This is a genomic window from Microcoleus sp. (assembly GCF_041354475.1).
Lineage (GTDB): Bacteria > Cyanobacteriota > Cyanobacteriia > Cyanobacteriales > Microcoleaceae > Microcoleus.
The window spans coordinates 25,647-48,382 of sequence record NZ_JBGJZU010000005.1 but is presented as its reverse complement, the minus strand read 5'-3'; the positions used below and the strand labels follow the sequence as shown (position 1 = coordinate 48,382).

The following is a 22,736-nucleotide window of genomic DNA, read 5'->3' as shown; positions in this document are numbered from 1 at the left end:
ATGACACAAACTCCCGCCAAACCAACAACAGTACAGTTGCTCAACGCCCTGGAGGAAGCACGTACCAAACTACAGGCAGTTCAGCAAGCAAAAGAAGAACCGATTGCCATCATTGGCATGAGTTGCCGTTTTCCCGGTGCAAAAGATCTAGATTCTTTTTGGCATTTGCTATCGAATGGCGTAGATGCAATTCAGGAAGTACCTTCCAACCGATGGAAGATTGATGCCTGCTACGATCCCAATCCAGATGCGCCAGGAAAGATGTCTAGCCGTTATGGTGGCTTTTTATCGGAAGTGGATAAGTTTGACGCTCACTTCTTTGGGATCTCGCCTCGCGAAGCAATGTCTCTTGATCCGCAGCAGCGGCTACTGCTAGAAGTAAGTTTTGAGGCCTTAGAAAATGGCGGTCAGTCATCAGAAAAGCTATTTGGCACTCCCACTGGCGTATTTATTGCCATTAGCACCTTTGACTATGCTATGCGCCTGTCGGAAGCGCCATCGCAAATCGATGCTCACTTAGGCACAGGAACCCTTTTGAGTCCAGCAGCAGGACGCTTGTCTTATAGTTTGGGACTGAAAGGAGCAAGCATGGTAGTAGATACAGCTTGTTCTTCCTCCCTCGTGGCGGTGCATCTGGCTGCAAACAGCTTGCGTAACAAAGAATCCGACCTAGCTTTAGTCGGAGGTGTGAACTTGCTGCTAGGACCAAGCCTCAGCATCAATTTCACAAAAGCCCGGATGCTTGCTCCCGATGGTCGTTGTAAAACCTTTGATCAGAGTGCAAATGGGTATGTCCGCAGTGAAGGTTGTGGTGTTGTTGTTTTGAAGCGCCTTAGTCAAGCCATCCGCGATGGAGACAACGTTTTAGCATTAATTCGAGGTTCCGCCCTCAATCAGGATGGGGCAAGTGGGGGCCTCACCGTACCTAGCGGCCCTTCTCAGGAAGCAGTAGTTCGTCAGGCATTGAAAAATGCCGGTGTTAAGCCGAAGGAAGTTAGCTATATTGAAGCGCATGGTACGGGTACTTCCTTGGGAGATCCAATTGAAGCAAATGCTTTGGGTAGCCTCTTTAGCGATCGGGAAGAACCCTTGATTGTAGGCTCCGTTAAAACTAATATCGGACACCCAGAAGCAGCGGCTGGTATAGCAGGTCTGATCAAAGTTGTTCTCTCCCTACAACACAAAGAGATTCCGCCTCACCTGCACTTTGAGAAACCGAACCCTTACATTGCTTGGGAGCAACTACCGATCAAAGTGCCCACTGAATTAACTCCTTGGTCAACAGTCAATAAACAACGAATTGCTGGAATCAGCTCCTTTGGGTTTAGTGGCACCAATGCTCATATAATCCTTTCCGAAGCACCGCCAGTTGCAGCAAAAAGCGAGGGAGAAACAGCCCTACGCCCCCAACATCTGCTCACCCTCAGTGCCAAAACCAAACCCGCACTCGAACAGATGGTTCGCAACTACTCAGAACACGCTTCCGCTCATCCCAACTTAGAGTGGGCTGATGTCTGTTACACAACTAATACTCGGCGCACTCATTTCCACGAACGCTTAGCTGTGGTTGCCGACTCAGTTTCTCAAGCACAGGAAAAATTATTAGCTCATCTGGCAGGAGCGGAAACCACTCATCTGTACGGAGGCAGCAAGAGCGAAAGTCAACCTCAAATTGCCTTTCTATTCACAGGTCAAGGTTCCCAGTATCTAGGGATGGGACGGAAGCTATACGAAACACAACCAACATTTCGGAAATCCCTAGAGCGCTCTCAGGAAATTTTAAATACCATCGGCAATCAGGAGCGATCGCTACTCTCGATCCTCTACGAAAATGACGACAATTCCCTTTTAGAGCAAACTGCTTACACCCAACCAGCCTTGTTTGCCATAGAGTACGCCCTAACCGAATTATGGAAGTCTTGGGGCATTGAACCAAGCGCAGTCATCGGTCATAGCGTTGGGGAATATGTCGCGGCTTGCGTAGCAGGGATTTTCTCCTTAGAAGACGGCTTGAAAATGATTTCAGCCAGAGGCAGTTTAATGCAAAAACTGCCATCCAACGGCGAAATGGTATCGCTATTAGCTTCTGTTGAACAAGTAGTAGAAGCACTGCAAGGACTTGACTCAGTAAGCATCGCAGCCATCAACGGGCCTGAAAGCGTCGTCATTTCTGGTGCAGGGGAAGCAGTACGTCGGGTAGTGCAGGAATTAGAAAGCAAGGGAATTAAAACTAAGCGATTAAAAGTTTCCCATGCCTTCCATTCAGCATTGATGGAGCCAATGCTGGCAGATTTTCGCCAAGTAGTGCAAGAGGTAACATTCCACCAACCAAAACTCAACTTTATCTCCAATGTCACGGGCAATTTTGAGCGCGTTTTACCCACAAACCCGGAATATTGGGTAGATCACGTCCTCAAACCAGTGAAATTTGCCTCTGGAATTGAGACATTACACAGAGAAGGAGTAGAGATATTTGTGGAGATGGGGCCTCAGCCAATATTGCTGGGGATGGGTCGTCAGTGCTTGCCATTAGGGTATGGAACCTGGCTGCCGACGCTACAGCTAGAGCAAAGCGATTGGCAAGGACTGCTTCAGGCAGTGGGTCAATTGTATGTACGGGGTGTGGCGATAGATTGGGAGAGCTTCCACCGCGACTCTAGCCACCGCCCAGTGGGAGTACCAACTTATCCTTGGCAGCGAGAGCGCTACTGGATTGATGCTGCACAAAGACAACCACAGACGGAATCGGGAATGCAGAACGGGCATCATCCTCTACTGGGTCAACGAATTCGGAGTGCAGCGCTGAAAAATCAACAAATAGTTTTTGAAAGTCAACTCAGCTCAGATTTCCCTGCATATTTAGCGGATCATGCTCTCTATGAGAAAGTCATTTTCCCCACCGCTGCTTATGTGGAGATAGCGTTAGCAGCAGGAGCGCAAATCTTCGGAGCAGGGTCGCTGGAGAATCATCCACAATTAGTAGTTGAAGAATTTCTGATTGAGCAGTCGCTAGTTTTGAATCCTGAAGAAACAGTCTCGGTTCAATTAGTATTAACATCCAACGAATCCGGGTATGAATTTGGGATTTTCAGCCGCAAAAACTCAGATAATGTTGATGAGAATGAAACATGGACTCGCCATTCCCAAGGTTATCTTTTGAGTGCCCAAGCTCCGGTGGCAAAAGCGCCGCTAGATTTGGCTGGTGTTCAGCAAAAAGTTAACCAAGAGATTGAAATCAAGGGCTATTACCAAAAATTCAGCGATTTGGGAGTAGAGTACGGCCCGAACTTCCAAGTAATTGAGAAGTTGTGGCGTTCTCAGGGTGACTCACCAGAAGTCCTCGGTAAGATTAAATTACCTGAAATGGTAGAGAGTGGTGTAAATGACAGCTTACATCCGCTGCTGTTGGATGGTTGCTTGCAGCTTTTGGCGGCGGCTCTTGAAGATGGCCCTGATAGCGATACCAAGACTTATTTTCTAGTCGGTTTAGAGCGTCTAAATTTCTTCAAGCAGCCTAGTACAAGCATTTGGTGTCACGTTCATCAATCATCAAATCAGGGCAACTCTGGTTTGCTGACTGCTTTCGATTTACATTTGGTTGATGAGAATGGAATAGCAGTAGCCGATCTGATTAATTTACAGGTGCGGCGTGCTAATCAAACTGCGCTGCTAGCCAATCAAACAGATGATTGGTTATACAGAATTGGTTGGGAAGTAAAACCGCGTGTCTTGGCAGAAAGCTCGTCATTTGCTAAGACGAATAACAAAACCTCTAAAGCAGGCAGTTGGCTGATTTTCAGCGATGGGGGAGAAGTAAGCAACTCCTTAGCTGACCTTCTCAAAAAACAGGGCGATCGCTGTATTTTAATTTCACAAGGAGCGTCTTTTTCATTATTAGAGGGCGATCGCTATCAAATCAACCCCTCCGAACCAAAAGACTTCCAGAACCTACTTTCCGCAATAGTCAAGAAAGAGCAGTCAGTCTGCCGTGGGATAGTTTACTTATGGGGTCTCGATCGCAAGCTGGAGATATCAGATGTGCCAACAACAGCACTGGATCTATCTTCTAGTCTGTTGTATTTGGTTCAAGCATTATCTGCAATTCCTCCCCATCATTGGGGCAAAAAGATGCCTCGTTTATCCTTGGTAACTCGTAATGCCCAAGCAGTGACAAAATCCCCCTTACAAGTAGAACAATCGCCATTGTGGGGCTTAGCCCGCGTCATTGTTTTAGAACATCCCGAACTAGAAACCGTCTGTATCGATCTTTCCTCGCACCAAGTTAATGAGAGCGAAATCCTGCTCAAAGAAATCCTCTTCCCAGAGCAAGAAGAGCAAGTAGCTTTTCGAGATGGAAAGCGTTATGTCGCTCGATTGAAACGTGCTGATGCTAAAACTATCACCCACCTAGCAAAAATTGATTCATCAGGCAGTTACTTAATAACTGGTGGCTTAGGATCATTAGGACTCCAAGTGGCAAATTACCTTGTGGAACAAGGCGCACGCCACCTACTGCTAGTGGGACGACAAGGAGCAGTATCCCCAGAAGCACAAGCAGGAGTCAAGGAGTTAGAAGACAAAGGGGCGTTGGTGAAGATCGTCAAAACTGACATTTCTCAACCCGATAGTGTAGCAACGCTAACTGCCGCAACCGATATCCCCTTACGAGGAGTAGTTCACGTCGCAGGTGTTTTAGATGATGGGATGCTCAGGGATCAAAACCGGCAGCGCTTCTCAAAAGTCATGGCTCCCAAGGTTCAAGGTACTTGGAACTTGCACAAACTGACCAAAGAAATGCCATTGGATTTCTTTGTTTGCTTTTCCTCTATGACCTCAGTTATAGGTGCGCTAGGTCAAGGAAATTATTCTGCGGCCAATGCCTTTATGGATGCACTCTGCCATCACCGACACGCATTGGGATTACCCGCTGTCAGCATCAACTGGGGCCCTTGGGCTACTTCTGGGATGGCAACTCGATTGGATGCAAATATTCAAAGTCGTTGGGAGGCAATAGGTTTTGGAATGATTTCGCCGAGTCAAGGAGCGCATCTATTTGCTAACTTGTTCACCGCCAAAGCACCACAAGTGGGCGCGATGCCAATAAACTGGTCGAAATATACGGTAGAAAGTGCGTTCTTCACTGACCTCCGAAAAACTACCGACCAAAAGAAAGAGCAACAAAAAACTGCACCTAACTTCCTGGAAACGGTAAAGGCTGCTGAAAAAGAGCAACGCCAGGCACTTTTAGTGGCTCACATCCAATCTCAAGTATCCAAAGTCTTGGGCTACCAGAAAGATCGCGTATTCTCTGTTTCGGAAGGGTTTTTTGACTTAGGAATGAGTTCTCTGACATCTGTAGAATTGAGAAACAATTTGCAAAATAGCTTAGGCTGTCGTTTGCCCGCTACGCTAACTTTTGATTATCCAACTGTTAAAAAGTTGGTTGATTATCTGATGGCGGAGTTCATAGAAGAGGCTGATGAAGATGAGGATGTAGATGTCTCCGAGCAGTCTTTCCAGATAGATAGTAAAGCCCTTACATTCCAACCCCTAGAGGAAAATGATGATGCCGATGAAATTGCAAGACAATTTGCAGAACAATTAGGTATGCAATGGGTTAACTAGATGAACCCAAATCTAGATACTCATCGTTTAGATGAGTATCTAGATGATTGAAAATAATGAACAGCGCTATGTTCAGATCAATTCAATGAATGCAGAAGAATTAGGCAACATATAATGGGGTTAATCAGATGAGTGAAAGTAATGAACAACGCTATGTTCAATTGATGAAGGTAGCGTCGCAAAAAATAGCCGATTTACAAGCTGAAGTTGAGCGATTAAAGCAGAAAGAACGCGAACCGATCGCCATTGTTGGTATGAGTTGTCGGTTGGCAGAAGCCGATAATCCTGAAGCATTTTGGGAATTACTTTCCAATGGTGTAGATGCCATTCGAGAAGCCCCAAAGGGTCATCATTCATATCTAGATCCCTATTACGATCCAGATCCAGATATGCCAGGCAAGGTGTATATGCGGCGTGCAGGATTTCTCAACCAATCTCCCAAAGATTTTGATGCTAGTTTTTTCGGGATTTCCGCCAGAGAAGCAGCAAGTTTAGATCCCCAGCATAGACTGGTGATGGAAGTAGCTTGGGAAGCCTTAGAAAACGCTGGATTTGTCCCCGAAAAATTGGCAGGCAGCCAGACAGGTGTTTTTATTGGGATATGTGCCAATGACTACGTTTGGCAACTTGTCAAACAAGACCCTGTAGAAACAGATTTCTACATAGGATCGGGGAACGCCTATAGCCCAGTGGCAGGTCGCCTTTCTTACTTCTTCGACTTTACAGGTCCTTGTCTCGCCGTTGATACCGGCTGTGCTTCTTCATTGGCTGCAATTCACTTAGCAGTTGTCAACTTGCGAAGGGGAGATTGCAACCTGGCGCTGGCTGGAGGCGTACAGCGATATGTCTCGCCGGAATATTGGCTCAACCTTTGCAAATCCCGAATGCTGTCTCCAGATGGTCGTTGCAAAACTTTTGCGGCAGGAGCAAATGGTTATGCTCGCGGCGAAGGTTGTGGCATCATCGTTCTCAAACGTCTTTCAGATGCAGTAGCTGATGGTGACAATATTCTGGCCTTAATTAGAGGCACAGCGCATGGGCAAGATGGACGAACCAGCGGTCTAACTGTACCTAGCGGTTCTTCTCAGCAAAATGTGATTCGCAGAGCGCTTGCCAATGCAGGTATTAAGCCCAAAGATGTCAATTATATTGAGGCTCATGGTACAGGTACTTCTCTGGGAGACCCAATTGAAGCAAATGCTTTGATAAAGGTCTTTCGCCAACGGGAAGAACCTCTGATCTTAGGTTCTGCGAAAACTAATATCGGACACTTGGAAGGAGCCGCAGGCGTAGCAGGTTTGATCAAAATCGTTCTGTCCTTACAAAATGAGCTGATTCCACAACACCTACACTTCAAAGAGCCTAGCCCTTATATTGCTTGGGATGAGATGCCAATAAAAGTGGCAAGCGAACAGATACCCTGGCCAGCAACAGATAAAACTAGGTTTGCTGGAGTTAGTTCCTTTGGTTTTACGGGCATCAATGTCCATGCTGTTCTTTCAGAAGCACCACCAGTAGCAGCAAAAAGTGAGGCAGAAACTTGGAAGCGCCCCCTACACCTGCTCACTCTTAGTGCCAAAACTAAACCCGCACTCGAACAGATGGTTCGTAACTACGAGAAGCACTTAGCTACCCATCCCAACTTAGAGTGGGCTGATGTCTGTTACACAACTAATACTCGGCGGACTCATTTCCACGAACGTTTAGCTGTGGTTGCTGACTCAGTTTCTCAAGCACGGGAAAAATTATTAGCTGATTTAGCAGGAGCAGAAAACACCAATCTGTTTAAAGGTAGCAAGAGCGAAAGTCAAACTCAAATCGCTTTTCTATTCACAGGTCAAGGTTCCCAGTATGTAGGTATGGGACGGGAGCTATACGAAACACAACCAATTTTTCGTCAGGCTTTAGACCGCTGTCAGGAAATTTTAAATGCCATTGGGAAGCAGGAAAAATCGTTACTTTCGGTTCTGTACCAAAGCGATGACAGTTCTCTCCTAGAGCAAACCGCTTATACGCAACCAGCGCTATTTGCCTTAGAGTACGCCCTAGCCTCTATGTGGAAATCTTGGGGTTTAGAACCAACCGTAGTCATCGGTCATAGTGTCGGGGAATATGTAGCAGCTTGCATAGCGGGGATTTTCTCCTTAGAAGACGGATTAAAAATGATTGCTGCCAGAGGGCAGTTGATGCAAAAACTGCCATCTAACGGAGAAATGGTATCTCTGTTAGCTTCGGTTGAACAAGTGGCAGAAGCAATCAAAGATACGAACTTAGTAAGCATAGCGGCTATCAACGGGCCTGAAAGCGTCGTCATTTCTGGGGAAGGGGAAGCGGTACGTCGAGTAGTGCAGGAGTTAGAACACAAGGGAATTAAAACTAAGCGCTTAAAGGTTTCCCATGCCTTCCATTCAGCTTTAATGAAGCCAATGCTGGCTGAGTTTAGCCAGGTGGTGCAAGAGGTGACATTCCACCAACCCAAAGTCAATTTTATCTCCAATGTCACGGGCAATTTTGAGCCTGTTTTACCCGCAGACCCGGAATATTGGGTAGATCATGTGGTTAAACCAGTGAGATTTGCCGACGGTGTGGAGACATTGCACAGAGAAGGAGTAGAGATATTTGTGGAGATGGGGCCCCAGCCAATATTGCTGGGTATGGCACGTCATTGTTTACCATCTGAGTATGGAACATGGCTGCCGACGTTACAGCGAGAGCAAAGCGATTGGCAAGGGGTGCTTCAGGCTGTGGGTCAATTGTATGTAAGGGGTGTGGCGATTGATTGGGACGGTTTCCATCGCGACTATGGCCACCGCCAAGTGGGAGTGCCAACTTATCCTTGGCAGCGAGAGCGCTACTGGATTGATGTGACACATACACAACCTCTGACGCAATCTGGCACCCAGAGCGTTGCCCATTCGCTCGGTCAACCATCACCTCAGCAGCCCACTGGCAAAGATTTTGCCGATCAGGTGGTGTGGGAACCACAAGATAAACCTTTGATAGCTGGTATTCTCGAAAAGAAAGAGGGAGAAGGAACTTCACTCAATTTGGTCGAACAGTTAAAGGCAACTGAGAAAGAGCAACGTAAAGCACTGTTAATTGCTCATATTCAATCTCTATTGTCTCAGGTTTTGGGAGATAAACATGATAGGACTTTCTCCCTATCACAAGAATTTTTCGACTTAGGAATGGATTCTATGACATCCCTAGAGCTAAGAAATCGCTTGCAAAACTTGATAGGCATCCCATTGTCATCAACTTTGTTTTATAAATATCCAACAGCAGAGGCATTAGTTCATTATTTGATTCAAGATGTGCTTGCTACTTTTGTAAGCTTTGATGATGAATAGGGGTTAAGGTGCTCCCCGGAGTCGCTTCCGGGGCAGTGTTTTCGCCTACTATAGCGGTTCTCAGATAGATGAGGTATACAGAAACCCTGTATTGTCAAGCTTTCCAGGTTAAAATTCGTACCTCATCTACCTAAGAAAGGCTATAATTAGGGTTGGCTGAAAAAGTTGTCCGTGATATTGACTGAGCCACTATTTCTGGGGTTAACATGGTTTCACAGTGTCAGTTCCTCAATCACTATGGAACTGGGCACCAGCGTTAGTTCCTCAATCACTGCCGCATTGTTCAATTGAGCAATATGTAAAATTGACTGAGCCACCATTTCTGGGGTTAACATGATTGAACGGTCAAAGTTAGCTTGGACGGTTTCCGTATCCCAAAGTGGTGTATTGACAGCACCAGGACAGATTACACTGACGCGAATATTGTGCGCACGTTCTTCTACAGCTAGGGTTTGAGAAAGAGCCATCAACCCAAATTTGCTGACACAGTAAGCTCCCCATTCAGCAGTAACTTGTTTACCAGAATCGGAAGAAACATTAATTATTATTCCAGACCGACGATCGCGCATACCTGGTAAAATCCCCTGAGTACATTGGAATACGCTCGTGAGATTTAGATCAATAACCCTTTGCCAGTCTGCTAAAGGTGTTTCTAGCAATAACCCAGTATAACCCATCGCGGCGTTATTCACGAGAATATCGATCGGGTTGTAAGTGGTATCGATCGCCCTAATCTGTTCTCGCACTTCGTCAATTTTGGCTAAGTCTAAGGGAAAAGCTTTAGCCTTTACACCAATTTTTCTAGCTGCTTCTGCTACTTGTTCAAGTTTTTCGCCCGAGCGGCTTACCAGCGCTAAATCAATTCCAGCTTCGGCAAAAGCTAATGCTGTTGCCTTACCAATTCCACTACTTGCACCTGTAATGAGAGCACAGCGTTGTGTCTGACTATTCATACAAATCTCCAAATATTCAAATAATTTGACACTCCCCAGCCTAAAAGCGTGGGGATTCTTTGTTCATAGAGCCAACTTGCTCAGACAGGATTTCTCCAACCAGAGTAGAGGTCAATTCTCCCAAAACGTTGCTTGCATTAAGCGCAAAGGTTCCGGTATGCCCTACCGTACCCAATCCTCGACTCAGGATATTTCTAGCTGCGTTAAAATCTCTATCCATTACATAACCACACTGACAAACGTGTGTTCGAGTGGATAGCGTTTTCTTCACAATTGCACCGCAGCTAGAGCATTCTTGGCTAGTATATGCTGGGTTGACAGCAACCGTGACTCTTTGAAATACTTTGCCAAAATATTCAAGCAAAACACGGAACTTATACCAAGATGCGTCGTTAATAGACTTCGCCAGACAATGATTTTTAACCATATTTTTAATTCTCAAATCGACCTAGGCTATCAAGTCGTTTGACGCTCACTACGCACCTTGCAAGTTTGATTGCATGGTCTTTGCGCTGTCTACTTATTTTGAGGTGGCGTTTCCCTAAAATTTGTCTAGCTTTGCCTCGATTCTTTGAACCTTTAATCTTTCTGGAAACACGACGCTGAAAACGTTTGAGGACTTTTTCACCATGAAGGAGGAATCTCGGATTTTCCACCGTGATGCCGTTTGAATCGGTATAATATTCCTTTAAGCCCACATCTAGCCCAATGGTCTTCCCAGAAGGTGCTATGTTTTCCGAACGGTCAACATCAATACAAAACTGAACGTATATACCGTCTGCACGTTTCACCAATCTGACTCGTTTGATTTGGCTAAAGGAGTAGAAGTGTAAGTCCCGTGTTCCTTTTAGCTTAAGTTTGCCAATTCCTTTTTTGTCGGTGAATTTGATTGACTTTCGATCAACAGCCAGTTTCCATCCAGTTGATTTATACTCAACTGAGCGACAATCTCTCTGGAACTGTGGATATCCTTTTTTACCAATAATCGCCTTTTTGCAGTTGTCGTAGAATCTGGAGATAGCAGACCATGCTCGTTCGGCGCTGGCTTGTCTAGCTTGAGAGTTGAGTTCCGAGGCAAACGGAAATGATGCAGCCAAGACAGCGCAGTATTTGTTCAAATCGTACTTGTCTACTTTCTGGTTGTCCATCCAATAGCGTAAACAGCTATTTCTGACAAATTGGGCTGTACGAATTGCTTCATCTACTGCTGTGAACTGACTTGATTTTCCGTAGGTTTTGAACTCAAAAACTAGCATGGCCTTACCTCCTACCTTATACTAGATTCATTGGCACAAGATAGCAGGTATTGCAACAAAGCTTTACAATTAAAGCCGTCCTACAAGGACGGGGTTTTCAACCCAGTTTTCTGGTAAGTAGACCTTTTTGCAGCGTGATCGCAAAATTTATTGCTATACTTTATTTAATCCATATTCCTAATGATGAAAATAGCCTATGTCTTCCTCCGAAATGAACACAAATCCTATTGACGACAGCATCATCGCTACAAAGTCTGGTCAAACCAATCCTTCAATAAAACAGAAGGACATTCAGATCAGAACTGCATCAGCTTCCGACCAGAGATATATTACTGCTGCAATGGTTCTAGCCTTTAACAACGATCCTATTATCCGCTGGATGTATCCTGACCCCTATCAATATCTCACTTATTTCCCACTCCTGTTTGGAGCATATATGAACGAGTCCTTAGCCCACCAGACTTCTTATTATGTTGATGGTTATGGGGGTGCGGTGCAATGGATTCCGCCAGGGATAGAATGGGATGCAGAACCATTAAGGAAAGTATTTCAAGAAGGTATCGCTGAGTCACGCCAAGCAGAGGCATTTGAATTGTTCGATCGATTGGGGCATGATCATCCTAGTCAGCCTCACTGGTATCTGGCGTTTCTGGGTGTGGAGCCAATTCAACAGCGTAAAGGCTTTGGTTCAGCCCTATTGCGGCCTGTTCTGGGACAATGCGATCGTGATAGTATTCCTGCCTGTGTGGAATGTCTTACCAAAAACGTAGCATTCTATAAACAGCAAGGGTTTGAGTTAATTAACCAGTATCAAGTTGGTGATGCACCGATTATTGTCAGAATGATTCGCCAGCCACAATAGCGCGTTGGTGATGCCAAAAAAATTTCCCATCCCTGTAAGGGTAAAGGCTTATGACAACAGAAATGCCAAACAATCGAAGCCCCCATGGTTTAAGAAATGACTGTCTTTCCTATGAGGCAGTAATTGCTCAATCTATAGTCTTAATGTCACCTAGCCTAATCCCATCAACTATATTAAGCTTGATTTTTGCTAGTGCCGGAAATGGGACATGGCTAAGTTTTATCATAGGTATGGTTGGACTTTTATTTGTCAGTTTCAACATTAACCAATTTGCTTGTCGTTCCGCTTCTCCTGGTTCGCTATATTCATATATTATTAAGGGTCTTGGTTCTCATGTCGGAGTTTTTTGTGCTTGGGCTTTGCTGCTGGGCTATTTATTTGGAGCAATGGTAGGATTGTGTGCATTTGCCATCTTTAGTCAAAAATTATTAGGTGATATTGGTCTTACCACCCATGCTTTGACCTTATTTATCCTAGTTACTGTTGCAGCTTGCTATGTAGCTTTTAAGGATATTCGCTTCACTAAAATTCTCCTAGTAGTTCAAGGAGTCTGCCTCGCGTTGATCCTTTTATTGTGCTTAATTATCTTAGTAAAGAAAGGTTTTGTGATTGATTGGAATCAATTGAGCCTGCAAGGAGCGACTCCTGGGGGAATAACAATGGGACTTGTCCTAGTTATCCTCAGTTTTGCTGGCTTTGACAGTGCAACAGCTTTGGGTGATGAAGCAAAAAACCCCCTAAAGACTATCCCTAGAGCTGTGACGCAAAGCATAATTTTTTGTGCTATATTCTACATGATCACGACCTATATTGTGGTGCTGGGTTTTAGCGGTACTAATGAAAATTTAGGTAAAATAGAAACTCCATTAAATTTTCTAGCACATCAGATCGGATTAGACTTTTTAGGAGTACTAATTAGTATAGCTTTCTTACTTACTTTATTCGTTAGTATCTGTGGTGCTATTAATTTCACATCCCGAATATTTCTGTCCATGTCACTTCATGGTTGGTTTCACCATTCTTTAGGAAAAACCCATGATACTAATCTTACACCTCACAATGCGATCGCTTTATCAGGTTTTATTATCTTGATTATCCCCTCCGTATTCAAGGTATATGGCTATGATACGTTTGAGTTACAAAATTATTTTGGTATCATTTGCTCGTTTGGATTTTTGGTAATGTACATTTTGGTTTCCATTGCAGCACCAGTCTACTTGTTCCAACTTAATAAACTGAAACCAATAGATGTGCTATTCGCTATTCTAGCAGTTAGTTTTATGATCCTTCCCTTTATTGGCATAATTGGAATTCCTGGTAGTAGTCTATTTCCAGTTCCAGACTTTCCTCAAAATATTCTACCCTACTTGGTCTTAATGTACTTCATGACTGGGTTTGGATGGTTCCTTTTTCAGAAGAAACGTTATCCCAAAATCGTAGAAAATATGAATAATTCTATTGAGGAAATTCATACCAGGTTTAGTGATGAGGAAAATCTTTAACTAAGCAGTAAAACACCCCCGAAACCGTGTATTAGCATCAGAGAGTGGGTAGTCCCACCTCTTCATCACTCCTTTTATTTTGTAATGTAGCATCAGATGCGATCGCGATTGCCTCAATCACGATCTAATTCTGTAGATATTCTATAGTTTTCTCTAACTGCTAGGAAAATTAGCCACATCCAGATAAAATTAAATTGGTGAAGCTAGTTGGACAAAAATAAACAACGTCATTGCGTTGGCGTTACAGTTTAGGCTATAAAATTAACTCCGTAAGGAGAATCATATAAACAGGACTTTTTTATGAAAATTGGTATTGTTGGCAGCGGGAAGATTGGCGGCCCACTAGGAAGGCTCTGGGCACAGTCGGGGCATAACGTATTCTTTTCCTCGCGAAATCCCGATAGTCTACGCGCACTGGTTGAAAAGGCGGGTAACGGATCGCAGGCAGGAACACCTGAAGAGGCGATCGCTTTCGCAGATGTTGTTCTAGAAGCTGTTCCCTTTTCTTCCACGATGTCGTTGCCGGCAGATGCACTCGCTGGGAAAATGCTCATCAGCGCTTCAAATTACGACCCTCAGCGTGACGGCGAGATTGAGATTGACGCACCAAGTCAAAGCGAAGCCATTGCTCAGAGACTTCCGCAAACAGTGGTCGTTAAGGCGTTCAATATGATGTTTTTCCAAGAGATAGAGGCTCGAGCCAATGGAGAGCTATTCTCTGAGCTAGCCATCTTTTACGCTGGTGATGATGTAGAGGCAATGGCGATCGCCGCGAAGATGATTGAAGAAGCAAGATTTGTGCCTGTAAAAGCCGGATCGCTCGCTGACGGGCGCTACTTTCAAATTGGGGAACCACTCTATGCTCGGTGCTGGTCGGAAGAGGTAGCTCAGCAGGCTCTCGCTCAGGTCAAAGCTCTCAGGGTAAGGGCTTAGACTTTTGAAGCTCAAAAAAGATTATTGCGTAGATATTCTATAGTTTTCTCTAACTACTAGGAAAATTAGTCAGATCCAGATAAAATTAATTTGGTGAAGCTAGTTGGACAAAAATAAACAACGTCATTGCGTTGGCGTTACACTTTAGGCTATAAAATTAACTCCGTAAGGAGAATCATATAAACAGGAGAATAGAGAATCATGGGTGACGCGAATAGAAGTTTTAATTTGGCCCAAACAGACCAAACGGATAAATTTTTAAGTGTAGCACCTGTAAAAGAGGATTGGGGCGGAGATGGGAGCGGACGCTTGAACCTATCAGGAAGGTCTACGGCCATATCGAAAGAGTATGTGCCGCGTCAGTATCAATTTTTCAATACAAATACGGTGCCAGAAGAACCAGGATGGCGAATCAGTGGAATGCCAGATCGAGTCCTACCAGGAAGACGAAGATTGCTGACTTGGCATGACTGTGGTGCATCTACTTCCAGAGTAATCCTACCGCCCAAATTTGCAGCGCCATCCGGGATCTTCACTGCTGACTTGGAAATTTTTATTCTTTCTGGTAAGATCCAAATTGGTGAATGGCAACTAGGTCAACATGGTTACTCCTTTATTCCTGCTGGGGTAAAAGTAGAATCTTGGCAAGTTTTAGGTGAAGAGGAAGCGGAAATCCTGTGGATGGAAAATGGGCCAGTTCCTCTCCAGTACCAAGATGCAGAAACCAATCATCCAGATGCGAGAATAAGTGAATTTATTCCAGCCTTGGATAGCAAATTGTTGCCTTGGGTTAACATCGCGGCAGGAATAAAAAAGAAGTTTTTAAGGCAACATAATAACGGCGGTCAAACCTGGCTATTTGTCGTCTTGCCACACTATGACACTCAGTATGGAATGATTTATTCCTACAATGAAGAGGCTTATGCTTTAGGTGGATATTGCGATCTAGGAAATTACCCATTTGCCAAGGATCACTTCTGCTATTGTCCTAGCTATAATACTCTTCCTAGAGAGATAACAGTTGATGGACTTTTCGGGTTTGCCAGAGTTGATAGAGATGTATCCCAAACTGCCGTAGTGTCTTCATATGCACATATTAATGGATGAATCGGACAGCCGTTGGTTAGAGACCGTGGATATTTTACCTAATTATGTTGACTAATTAGCAATTAGCTAATTGTTTGCTAGATTGTTATATCAAATCCGGTTGCATCGGAATTGTATGGGCGGGGCGGGTTTATAAGATTTGTCGATACTTATCAAATATCTCGGCGAACCCGCCCCTACTCCACTTAATATGATACAATTCCGAATCAAACGGAAATGATATTACTAGTGTGTTAATTCTGAATCCCTTATCTCATAAGACTTCATGCACAAAATGTGTCGCCCTATTTTTATAAGAAAGTGCCTGAAACAGATATTTTCGGTATAAACTACGGTAACACCAATAATTTTCTGGACAATCCCTCCAAAAATACACAGAATTAACATACTAGATTGTTACTGTGCAAAAATTTATAATCAATTAATGGTGAGAATAGCCCATGTCTTCCTCCGAAATGAATACAAATCCTATTGACGACAGCATCATCGCTACAAAGTCGGCTCAAACCAATCCTTCAACAAAACAGAAGGACATTCAGATCAGAACTGCATCAGCTTCCGATCAGAGACATATTAGTGCTGCAATGGTTCTAGCCTTTAGCAACGATCCTATCGTACGCTGGCTTTATCCTGAACCTGATCGATATCTCACTTATTACCCCCGTATTGCTGAAGCATATATTAACCAGTCTTTATTTCACCAGACTTCTTATTATGTTGATGGTTATGGGGGTGCATCGCACTGGATTCCGCCAGGGGCAGAAATGGATGCAGAGCCATTTATGGAAATATTTCAAGAAAGTATCGCTGAGTCACACCAAGCAGAGGTATTTGAATTTTTAAAACAAATGGATCACTGTCACCCCAGTCAAACTCACTGGTATCTGGCAATGATTGGCGTGGAGCCAACTCAACAGGGTAAAGGCTTTGGTTCAGCCCTATTGCGGCATATGCTCAGACAGTGCGATCATGATCGTATTCCTGCCTATCTTGAAGCCTCTAGCCCGCAAAACATCGCATTCTATAAACAGCACGGGTTTGAGTTAATTAGCCCGTCGGTTCAAGTTGGTTCATCCCCAATACTTTCTCCAATGATTCGTCCAGTCAGGGAATGAACATTACTTAATAAGAGGCATCGCTTCCCCTCAGAGATCATCTTCCCACTCACCTATCGAGACATTTAGAGCTTGTCCTAAGTTGACTGAAAAATTTTAGATTTTGGATTTTAGATTTTGGATTGGGAATTTTCGGTACAGGTTCCCCGCCCCTTCAGGGCGGAATTAATCCAAAATACTCGCTGCGCTGCGTACGCTTCGCTAACGCCAATCTAAAATTCTCAAGCTCCACCCTAAAGTGTGGAGTCAATCCAAAATCCAAAATCGCAAATCCAAAATCGCAAATCCAAAATCGCAAATCCAAAATCCGTTGACAATTTAATGGATAAACCTTGACAACGCCGTATCTGTATAAGTAGGGAAATCTGTGTAACCTTCAGCCCCAAACGCATACCAAGTAGACGGGTCTGCCATTGGATTCAGTTCTAAATTGTGGGTGAAGCGCTCTACCAAGTCAGGATTGCTAATATAAAGTCGTCCAAAGGCAATCATGTCACCATAACCAGCCTGAATTGCTTTTTCAGCCGTCTCCTGGGTGTAGCCAGAGTTACCAATCAGAACTCCCGTAAACACTGATCGAAACTCTGCTAGGGTCATAGGTTCACCAAGTCCATGAAAGCCGATGTCGGTCAGTTCATGAAAGCCGGAGGTGTCACCATCCATGACATGGAGGTAGCTCAGATTATAAATATTCAACTGCTTTGCTACATACAGAAATGTCTCCCGAAAATCAGGTGAACCCATTTCACCATCTACACCATTGGGATTAATTCTGACTCCCACTCGGTTGGCTGGCCACACCGTCAGAACCGCCTCTACTATCTCCTGAAGAAACCGAAATCTATTTTCCAGACTGCCACCGTAGCGATCGCTGCGGTGGTTAGTTTTGGATTGCAGAAATTGATCGATCAGGAATCCGTTGGCTGCGTGAATCTCAACTCCGTCAAAACCTGCTGCCTGGGACCGTTCAGCCGCTTTACGAAAATCTTCAACAATCCCCGGAATTTCCTCGGTTTCCAGTATTCGAGGAATTTCATGGGGCTGTTTACCGCTCGGTGTGTGAATTTCATAGGCACTAATCCGAATTGCTGAGGGTGCTACTGGAAGCTGCCCGTTGTGAAAACTGGAGTGGGAAGCTCGTCCGGTATGCCAGAGCTGGAGGAAGATATGTCCGCCTTTAGCATGAATAGCATCAACCACCTGTTTCCAGCCCATGGTTTGCTCGTCGGAATAGATGCCGGGTGAGTTCACCCAACCGTTCGCTTGTTCTGAAATCGTGGTTGCTTCACCAATGATTAGACCAGCCGATGCCCGTTGAGCATAGTATTCAGCCATCAGTGCGTTGGCAATCCGCTCCACTCCAGCCCGCGATCGAGTCAAGGGTGCCATTACCACGCGATTCTTTAAAGGTAGATCGCCCAACATGAATGGGCTTAATAACTGAGGAGAGATACTTTGAAAAGTCATAAAGTTTATTCCTTGTTGAGATGAGATGCAATTCCAGCATTAATTTTAATGCTCATAATGGTACAAAAAGTGGTAATGCCCCTCATTGATCCAAATCCAAAAAAGAGCGATCGCCAAAGTGAGGAGCTCCTTTTAAGACATATCAACTCAAACCCTTACCTAGTAAGTCTTTCAACTTGCTTATCACCCTTTGAGGCTACCCTAAGATAATTTTTGGATGTCCTGACTTTAGATGTAGACACTGCAAATGTTTTTATGGTATTATCTTGCAAGACACCAGCCACAGCATTATGCCTCTGTGTGATTTCCCCAAACGCTCATTGCTGCATAATGCCTGGGAAGGGTACCAAATTATTGAGGAGGAATTATGGATCCTATTTCTAATGAGTCGATTGATGCCAGTATTGAACAGCGCAAGAAAGCGGGAACAAAAAAAAATCGTATCCAGCGCTCTATTAAATGGTTTTCTGGAGGTTTAACAGCAGCCTTAATTGCATCATATGGTGCGGCTGCAATTAAAGCTGAAGCATCGAAATCTACTGCCGTTCAACAAGGTGTTACTAACTTAAAACAGGACGGAATTTCACCTAAGCAAGGTTCAATCCCCTCCGGGATGGAACATCCTCCCTATAAGGTCTCTCGCGGTGAGTTGACAGCCGCACAAAAAAAAGTTTTAGGAACTTGGCGGCTCGTATCGTGGGAAAACAGGGATGAACAAGGGAAAGTCACCTATCCATTTGGGAAAGATGCTCTTGGTTACATTATTTACAGTGCCGATGGACATATGTGTGCAACCCTTTCAGAAAAGAAACGTCCTAATTTTCCTGGAGGAGACATTTTGACAGGAACATTAGAAGAACAGGCAAAGGCAGTACAAACATATATTGCCTATTGCGGTAAATATGAAGTCAAACCAGATAGAGTTGTTCATCTGCCTGATGTCAGCCTATTTCCGAATTATATTGGTACAAGGCAAGAACGTTTCTATAGTTTTAAGGATGGCAAGCTAGTATTGACTCACGCTCCAGAGAAGATGGATGGTAAGCTACAAACTCCTTTTATAATTTGGGAGCGCTTTCCAGAGTAACAGTTTACACGATTCCCAAACGTTACCGGAAAAACAGCTACACATTGATCGTAGATTAAGAGGCACAGATATTCATGTGCCTCATTTTCGGAATTAAAATTTGCCACTCTTGTTTCCAGAGATACTACCAACCACTCGTTCAGAATTTACCACTCTGGCAAACAAGCGTGGCATTTACATATTTAATCGTGTTTCATAAGACCAATACTAATTTATGATATAAATCCAGTCTAACCAACGCCGATAGTAATGTCTTAACTCTTGCACTCAGGTATCTTGCTAGCTGGCATAAACAAATTTTTTACAGCGTAAGCCTAATTTTTCTACCGTACAAGGCATTGTTAAGATATTATATTTAGAGACAAGCTTATTTTCCTTAAGGTAATATTATTTATGAAAACAGAAATACCTAATCTCTGGATTAAATGTCCCCAGTCCAATCCACAAGCCAATTTACGCTTATTTTGCCTACCCTATGCAGGAGGTGGGACATCGATTTTTCGTCTCTGGCCTCAAGAATTGCCGTCAAATGTAGAGCTTTGTGCGATTGAGCTGCCGGGAAGAGAAAATCGCATCAGAGAAAAACCAATTTCAGATATTGAAATTCTGGCAGACAACTTAGTGGAGTTCTTACTGCAACATTTGGATAAGCCATTTGCGATCTTTGGTCATAGTATGGGATCGCGAATTGCTTATAATCTAACTAGAAAACTCCACCAAAGAAACGTCAATCCGGTCTGTTTATTTGTATCAGGCAGCTATGCTCCGCACTTACCTGAATTAAATCCGCCCGTTTATTTGTTATCTGATACAGAATTTATTGAACAAGTAGTCAGGATTTACGCTGCTATACCAGAAGTACTCTTAGCAGATAAAGACCTCATGGAATTGTTCTTACCTATTTTGCGAGCAGATGTGACTGTAGGAACCACATATATCCCTTTCCCAGATGAACCTCTTGATTGTCCCATTTTTGCTTTGGGTGGTCTTGAAGATCCGGAAGCCAGTCATGATCTTCTTGCTTCTTGGCGTGATTACACCCGTTCCTCATTTTCAATAGAGATGTTCCCAGGTGGACACTTTTACCTGAATGAAAATGAAAATAGACAACTTTTGTTGCAGTTTCTATCTAAAACGCTAAAAGACTATTTATAGCTCCCATATCGCATCCTCGACTGTCACCAAGATAAATAGATATATAGCAGTCCTAAATGAGTCGTAAAGTTTTTTACCCCACCCCAACCCTCCCCTTATTAAGGGGAGGGAGTAAGAAATTCACAAATGATTTAGGATTGCTATAGTGAACTGCAAACATAAATCCTCAAAACCACAAACAGGGCATTGTTGAAACCACATTATCTACAAATAAAGGGATTCTTAAGCAATACCTTTGCCAATCTCCAAGGATGAGTTGATGATGCTATAGCTAAAAACGGCGAAGGCATTGTAAATTGATAGCTTGTGACTCAACCTCTAACTTTTCAAACATTCTCTTAAGTGCCAGACCCCATAACTCAATACTCTAACTATGAACCTAGTCCTTCCAGCTCAGTATAATTTTATACCCCGCTACTTCCGATTAGCTGTAGCCAACGTCCTATCAAGTATTATGGTGCCACTGGCCAATATAGCTAGTGTCATGTTTCTGGGTCATCTTGAAGAAATCCGCCACTTTGCTGGAGTCAACATTGCTGGAAACTTGCTTAACTTTCTCTATTTAGCTTTATTCTTTTTACGAATGGGAACCACTGGAGTTACAGCGCAAGCAGTGGGACGAGATGACCGAGAAGGTATGTTGTTAGTAGGACTGCGTAATGGCTTAATAGCTCTAGTGCTAGGTGTCGCTCTCATACTCTTACAATACCCTTTGGGAGAACTTGGATTTGCTCTGATAAATGTTCCCCCAGAGATTAAATCTTCAGGGCTTGCCTATTTCAACACCCAAATTTGGGGAGCACCTGCAATTTTACTCAATTTTGTGTTGATAGGTTGGTTTCTAGGGCGAGAAAAAAATGGCTTAGTTGTGTTTTTGTCAGTCCTTGGAAATGGTGGCAAAATCGCACTTGACTATCTACTTATTGTCCACCTGGGATGGGCAAGTGTAGGGGCAGGAGTTTCTTATGCCACAAGCCAATATTTAGCTTTGTTGGTGGGAGTGATATTTTTTTTCAAGGAATTCCAGTGGATTGAAATCCGAAGCCTATTTGGAAAAATATGGGATATATCAGCTATAAAATCTAACTTGACTCTCAATACAAACATCCTGCTCAGCAATTTAATTCTTCTGGTTGTCTCCTTAACATTCAGCTATCAAGGAGTACAAATGGGAACGTTAATTTATTCTCAAAATGCCTTATTGTGGCTGATATTTAACCTTAATACATATTTTGTAGAGGGACTGGGGTTTGGTACAGAAACTTTGGTCGGAAACTTTAAAGGAAAAGGAGATTCACAACAATTACCACCCATAGCTTTTGTTTCTCTCTCAACTGCTCTCGTGGTAGGAGTGTTTTTCGGCGGAGTGTGTGTGCTATTTCCCGATAGTGTTTTTAGGTTGTTCACTAACCACACTGAAGTCACGTCAAATATAAATATTTCTCTGCCTTGGTTACAAGCTATCTTAGTATTTTGTTCAATAGGTTTTACGCTGGAAGGATACTTCTTGGGTTTAGCACAAGGACATATCCTCCGCAATGTTAGTATAGTTGCTTTTGTAGTCGCTTTTATACCTACAAATATTGCGTTCTTTAAGTTTCCAAGTAACAATCTTTTGTGGTTTAGTGTATCTTTGTTTTATGGAATCAGAATGGTGATGTATATAATAAATTTATTCAGTACATTTGGTAGTAATGTTGTTGATAGTGGTGATTCAATCCCGGCTTTAGAAGAGAATCGCGCTTTGGGTGGTGATTTGTAAGTTGGCCCATAAATGTAGGAGACCGCAATCATAATCACCCAAGACCGCAATCAGGATTTTTTCCAGACCACATCTTTTCGTTGAATCAGGGTTGGGGGCGAGCGCTACCATCCCGAATTGTCAATAAACCGGTGATAATTGCTACTATGTTGAGGAAGGTGTGTGATGCCCATTTGTGACAAGTTAAGAAAAAGTGCAAATTGTCAAGGGGGTAAACCAAAAAAGGTAAAATAGGCTAAAATATCTATCTGGCAAGCAGTTGAGCCATATCGGATGTTAAATTAGAAACTTGCTGAATTCCTTGAATACAAACGGCATGAATCGATTGAAAACTTTGGAATATCCAGCGCAAAGTAGGTCGATTTGTTCCTTTGCCCAATTGATTTTTTACGGTTTTATTAGTGAGTTGCAAATTTTGCCGGAGTAACCTTTGACCTAAAGTATAAACCAACAAACACAAACCCATTATTAAAGTTAAAGCCTCGATTCTTTCTGGGGAATGGTTTATTGATAAATTTTCCAACTGATTGCTATCTGTTTCTGTGCTATAAAAAGATACTGA

General features: G+C 43.5%; 12 protein-coding genes and 1 pseudogene. 10 read left to right on the top strand and 3 right to left on the bottom strand.

Translation table 11 applies throughout. The features are described 5' to 3' along the window. A complete protein-coding gene (locus ACBR23_RS03095) occupies positions 1-5,625 on the top strand; it encodes a type I polyketide synthase (RefSeq protein ID WP_371118698.1) in 5,625 nt (1,874 codons plus the stop codon). Between the two features lie 128 nt (positions 5,626-5,753). Beyond that, on the top strand, positions 5,754-8,975 hold the full coding sequence (locus ACBR23_RS03090; RefSeq protein WP_371118697.1) for a beta-ketoacyl synthase N-terminal-like domain-containing protein: 3,222 nt from the start codon (positions 5,754-5,756) through the stop codon (positions 8,973-8,975). Between the two features lie 212 nt (positions 8,976-9,187). On the opposite strand, the gene ACBR23_RS03085 is transcribed toward ACBR23_RS03090, so the two are convergent. Then, entirely contained in the window at positions 9,188-9,928 is a 741-nt protein-coding gene (locus ACBR23_RS03085) for an SDR family oxidoreductase (RefSeq protein ID WP_371114621.1), read from the bottom strand. 40 nt (positions 9,929-9,968) lie between these two features. Next, positions 9,969-11,184: pseudogene (locus ACBR23_RS03080) on the bottom strand (RNA-guided endonuclease InsQ/TnpB family protein). Positions 11,185-11,380: 196 nt separating this feature from the next. On the opposite strand from ACBR23_RS03080, the gene ACBR23_RS03075 reads away from it, so the two are divergent. The 5 genes from ACBR23_RS03075 (at position 11,381) to ACBR23_RS03055 (ending at position 16,703) form a co-directional block, all read left to right on the top strand. Continuing rightward, the gene (locus ACBR23_RS03075) at positions 11,381-12,046 is read left to right on the top strand and encodes a GNAT family N-acetyltransferase (RefSeq protein ID WP_371114620.1); all 666 of its coding nucleotides are present in this window, start codon (positions 11,381-11,383) and stop codon (positions 12,044-12,046) included. A 50-nt stretch (positions 12,047-12,096) separates the two neighbouring features. Further along, positions 12,097-13,548, top strand: a complete 1,452-nt coding sequence (locus ACBR23_RS03070; protein WP_371114619.1) for an APC family permease — start codon at positions 12,097-12,099, stop codon at positions 13,546-13,548. A 300-nt stretch (positions 13,549-13,848) separates the two neighbouring features. Then, on the top strand, positions 13,849-14,481 hold the full coding sequence (locus ACBR23_RS03065; protein ID WP_341737267.1) for an NAD(P)-binding domain-containing protein: 633 nt from the start codon (positions 13,849-13,851) through the stop codon (positions 14,479-14,481). A gap of 201 nt (positions 14,482-14,682) precedes the next feature. Beyond that, entirely contained in the window at positions 14,683-15,588 is a 906-nt protein-coding gene (locus ACBR23_RS03060; protein ID WP_371114618.1) for a DUF4437 domain-containing protein, read from the top strand. A 440-nt stretch (positions 15,589-16,028) separates the two neighbouring features. Beyond that, on the top strand, positions 16,029-16,703 hold the full coding sequence (locus ACBR23_RS03055; protein WP_371114617.1) for a GNAT family N-acetyltransferase: 675 nt from the start codon (positions 16,029-16,031) through the stop codon (positions 16,701-16,703). 318 nt (positions 16,704-17,021) lie between these two features. Here the strand turns inward: ACBR23_RS03055 and ACBR23_RS03050 are convergent, their stop codons facing one another. Continuing rightward, positions 17,022-18,170 (bottom strand): alkene reductase, encoded by a 1,149-nt coding sequence (locus ACBR23_RS03050; RefSeq protein ID WP_371114616.1) that lies wholly within the window; start codon positions 18,168-18,170, stop codon positions 17,022-17,024. Between the two features lie 367 nt (positions 18,171-18,537). Between ACBR23_RS03050 and ACBR23_RS03045 the strand changes: the two genes are divergently transcribed. The 3 genes from ACBR23_RS03045 (at position 18,538) to gntT (ending at position 22,174) form a co-directional block, all read left to right on the top strand. Beyond that, complete coding sequence (locus tag ACBR23_RS03045; RefSeq protein WP_371114615.1) at positions 18,538-19,257, top strand: lipocalin-like domain-containing protein; 720 nt, start codon at positions 18,538-18,540, stop codon at positions 19,255-19,257. A 393-nt stretch (positions 19,258-19,650) separates the two neighbouring features. Continuing rightward, complete coding sequence (locus tag ACBR23_RS03040; RefSeq protein WP_371118696.1) at positions 19,651-20,412, top strand: thioesterase II family protein; 762 nt, start codon at positions 19,651-19,653, stop codon at positions 20,410-20,412. Positions 20,413-20,785: 373 nt separating this feature from the next. Then, positions 20,786-22,174 carry a guanitoxin biosynthesis MATE family efflux transporter GntT gene (gene gntT / locus ACBR23_RS03035; RefSeq protein ID WP_371118695.1) on the top strand — a complete coding sequence of 463 codons (1,389 nt, stop codon included), beginning with the start codon at positions 20,786-20,788 and terminating at the stop codon, positions 22,172-22,174. Positions 22,175-22,736: the final 562 nt, after the last annotated feature.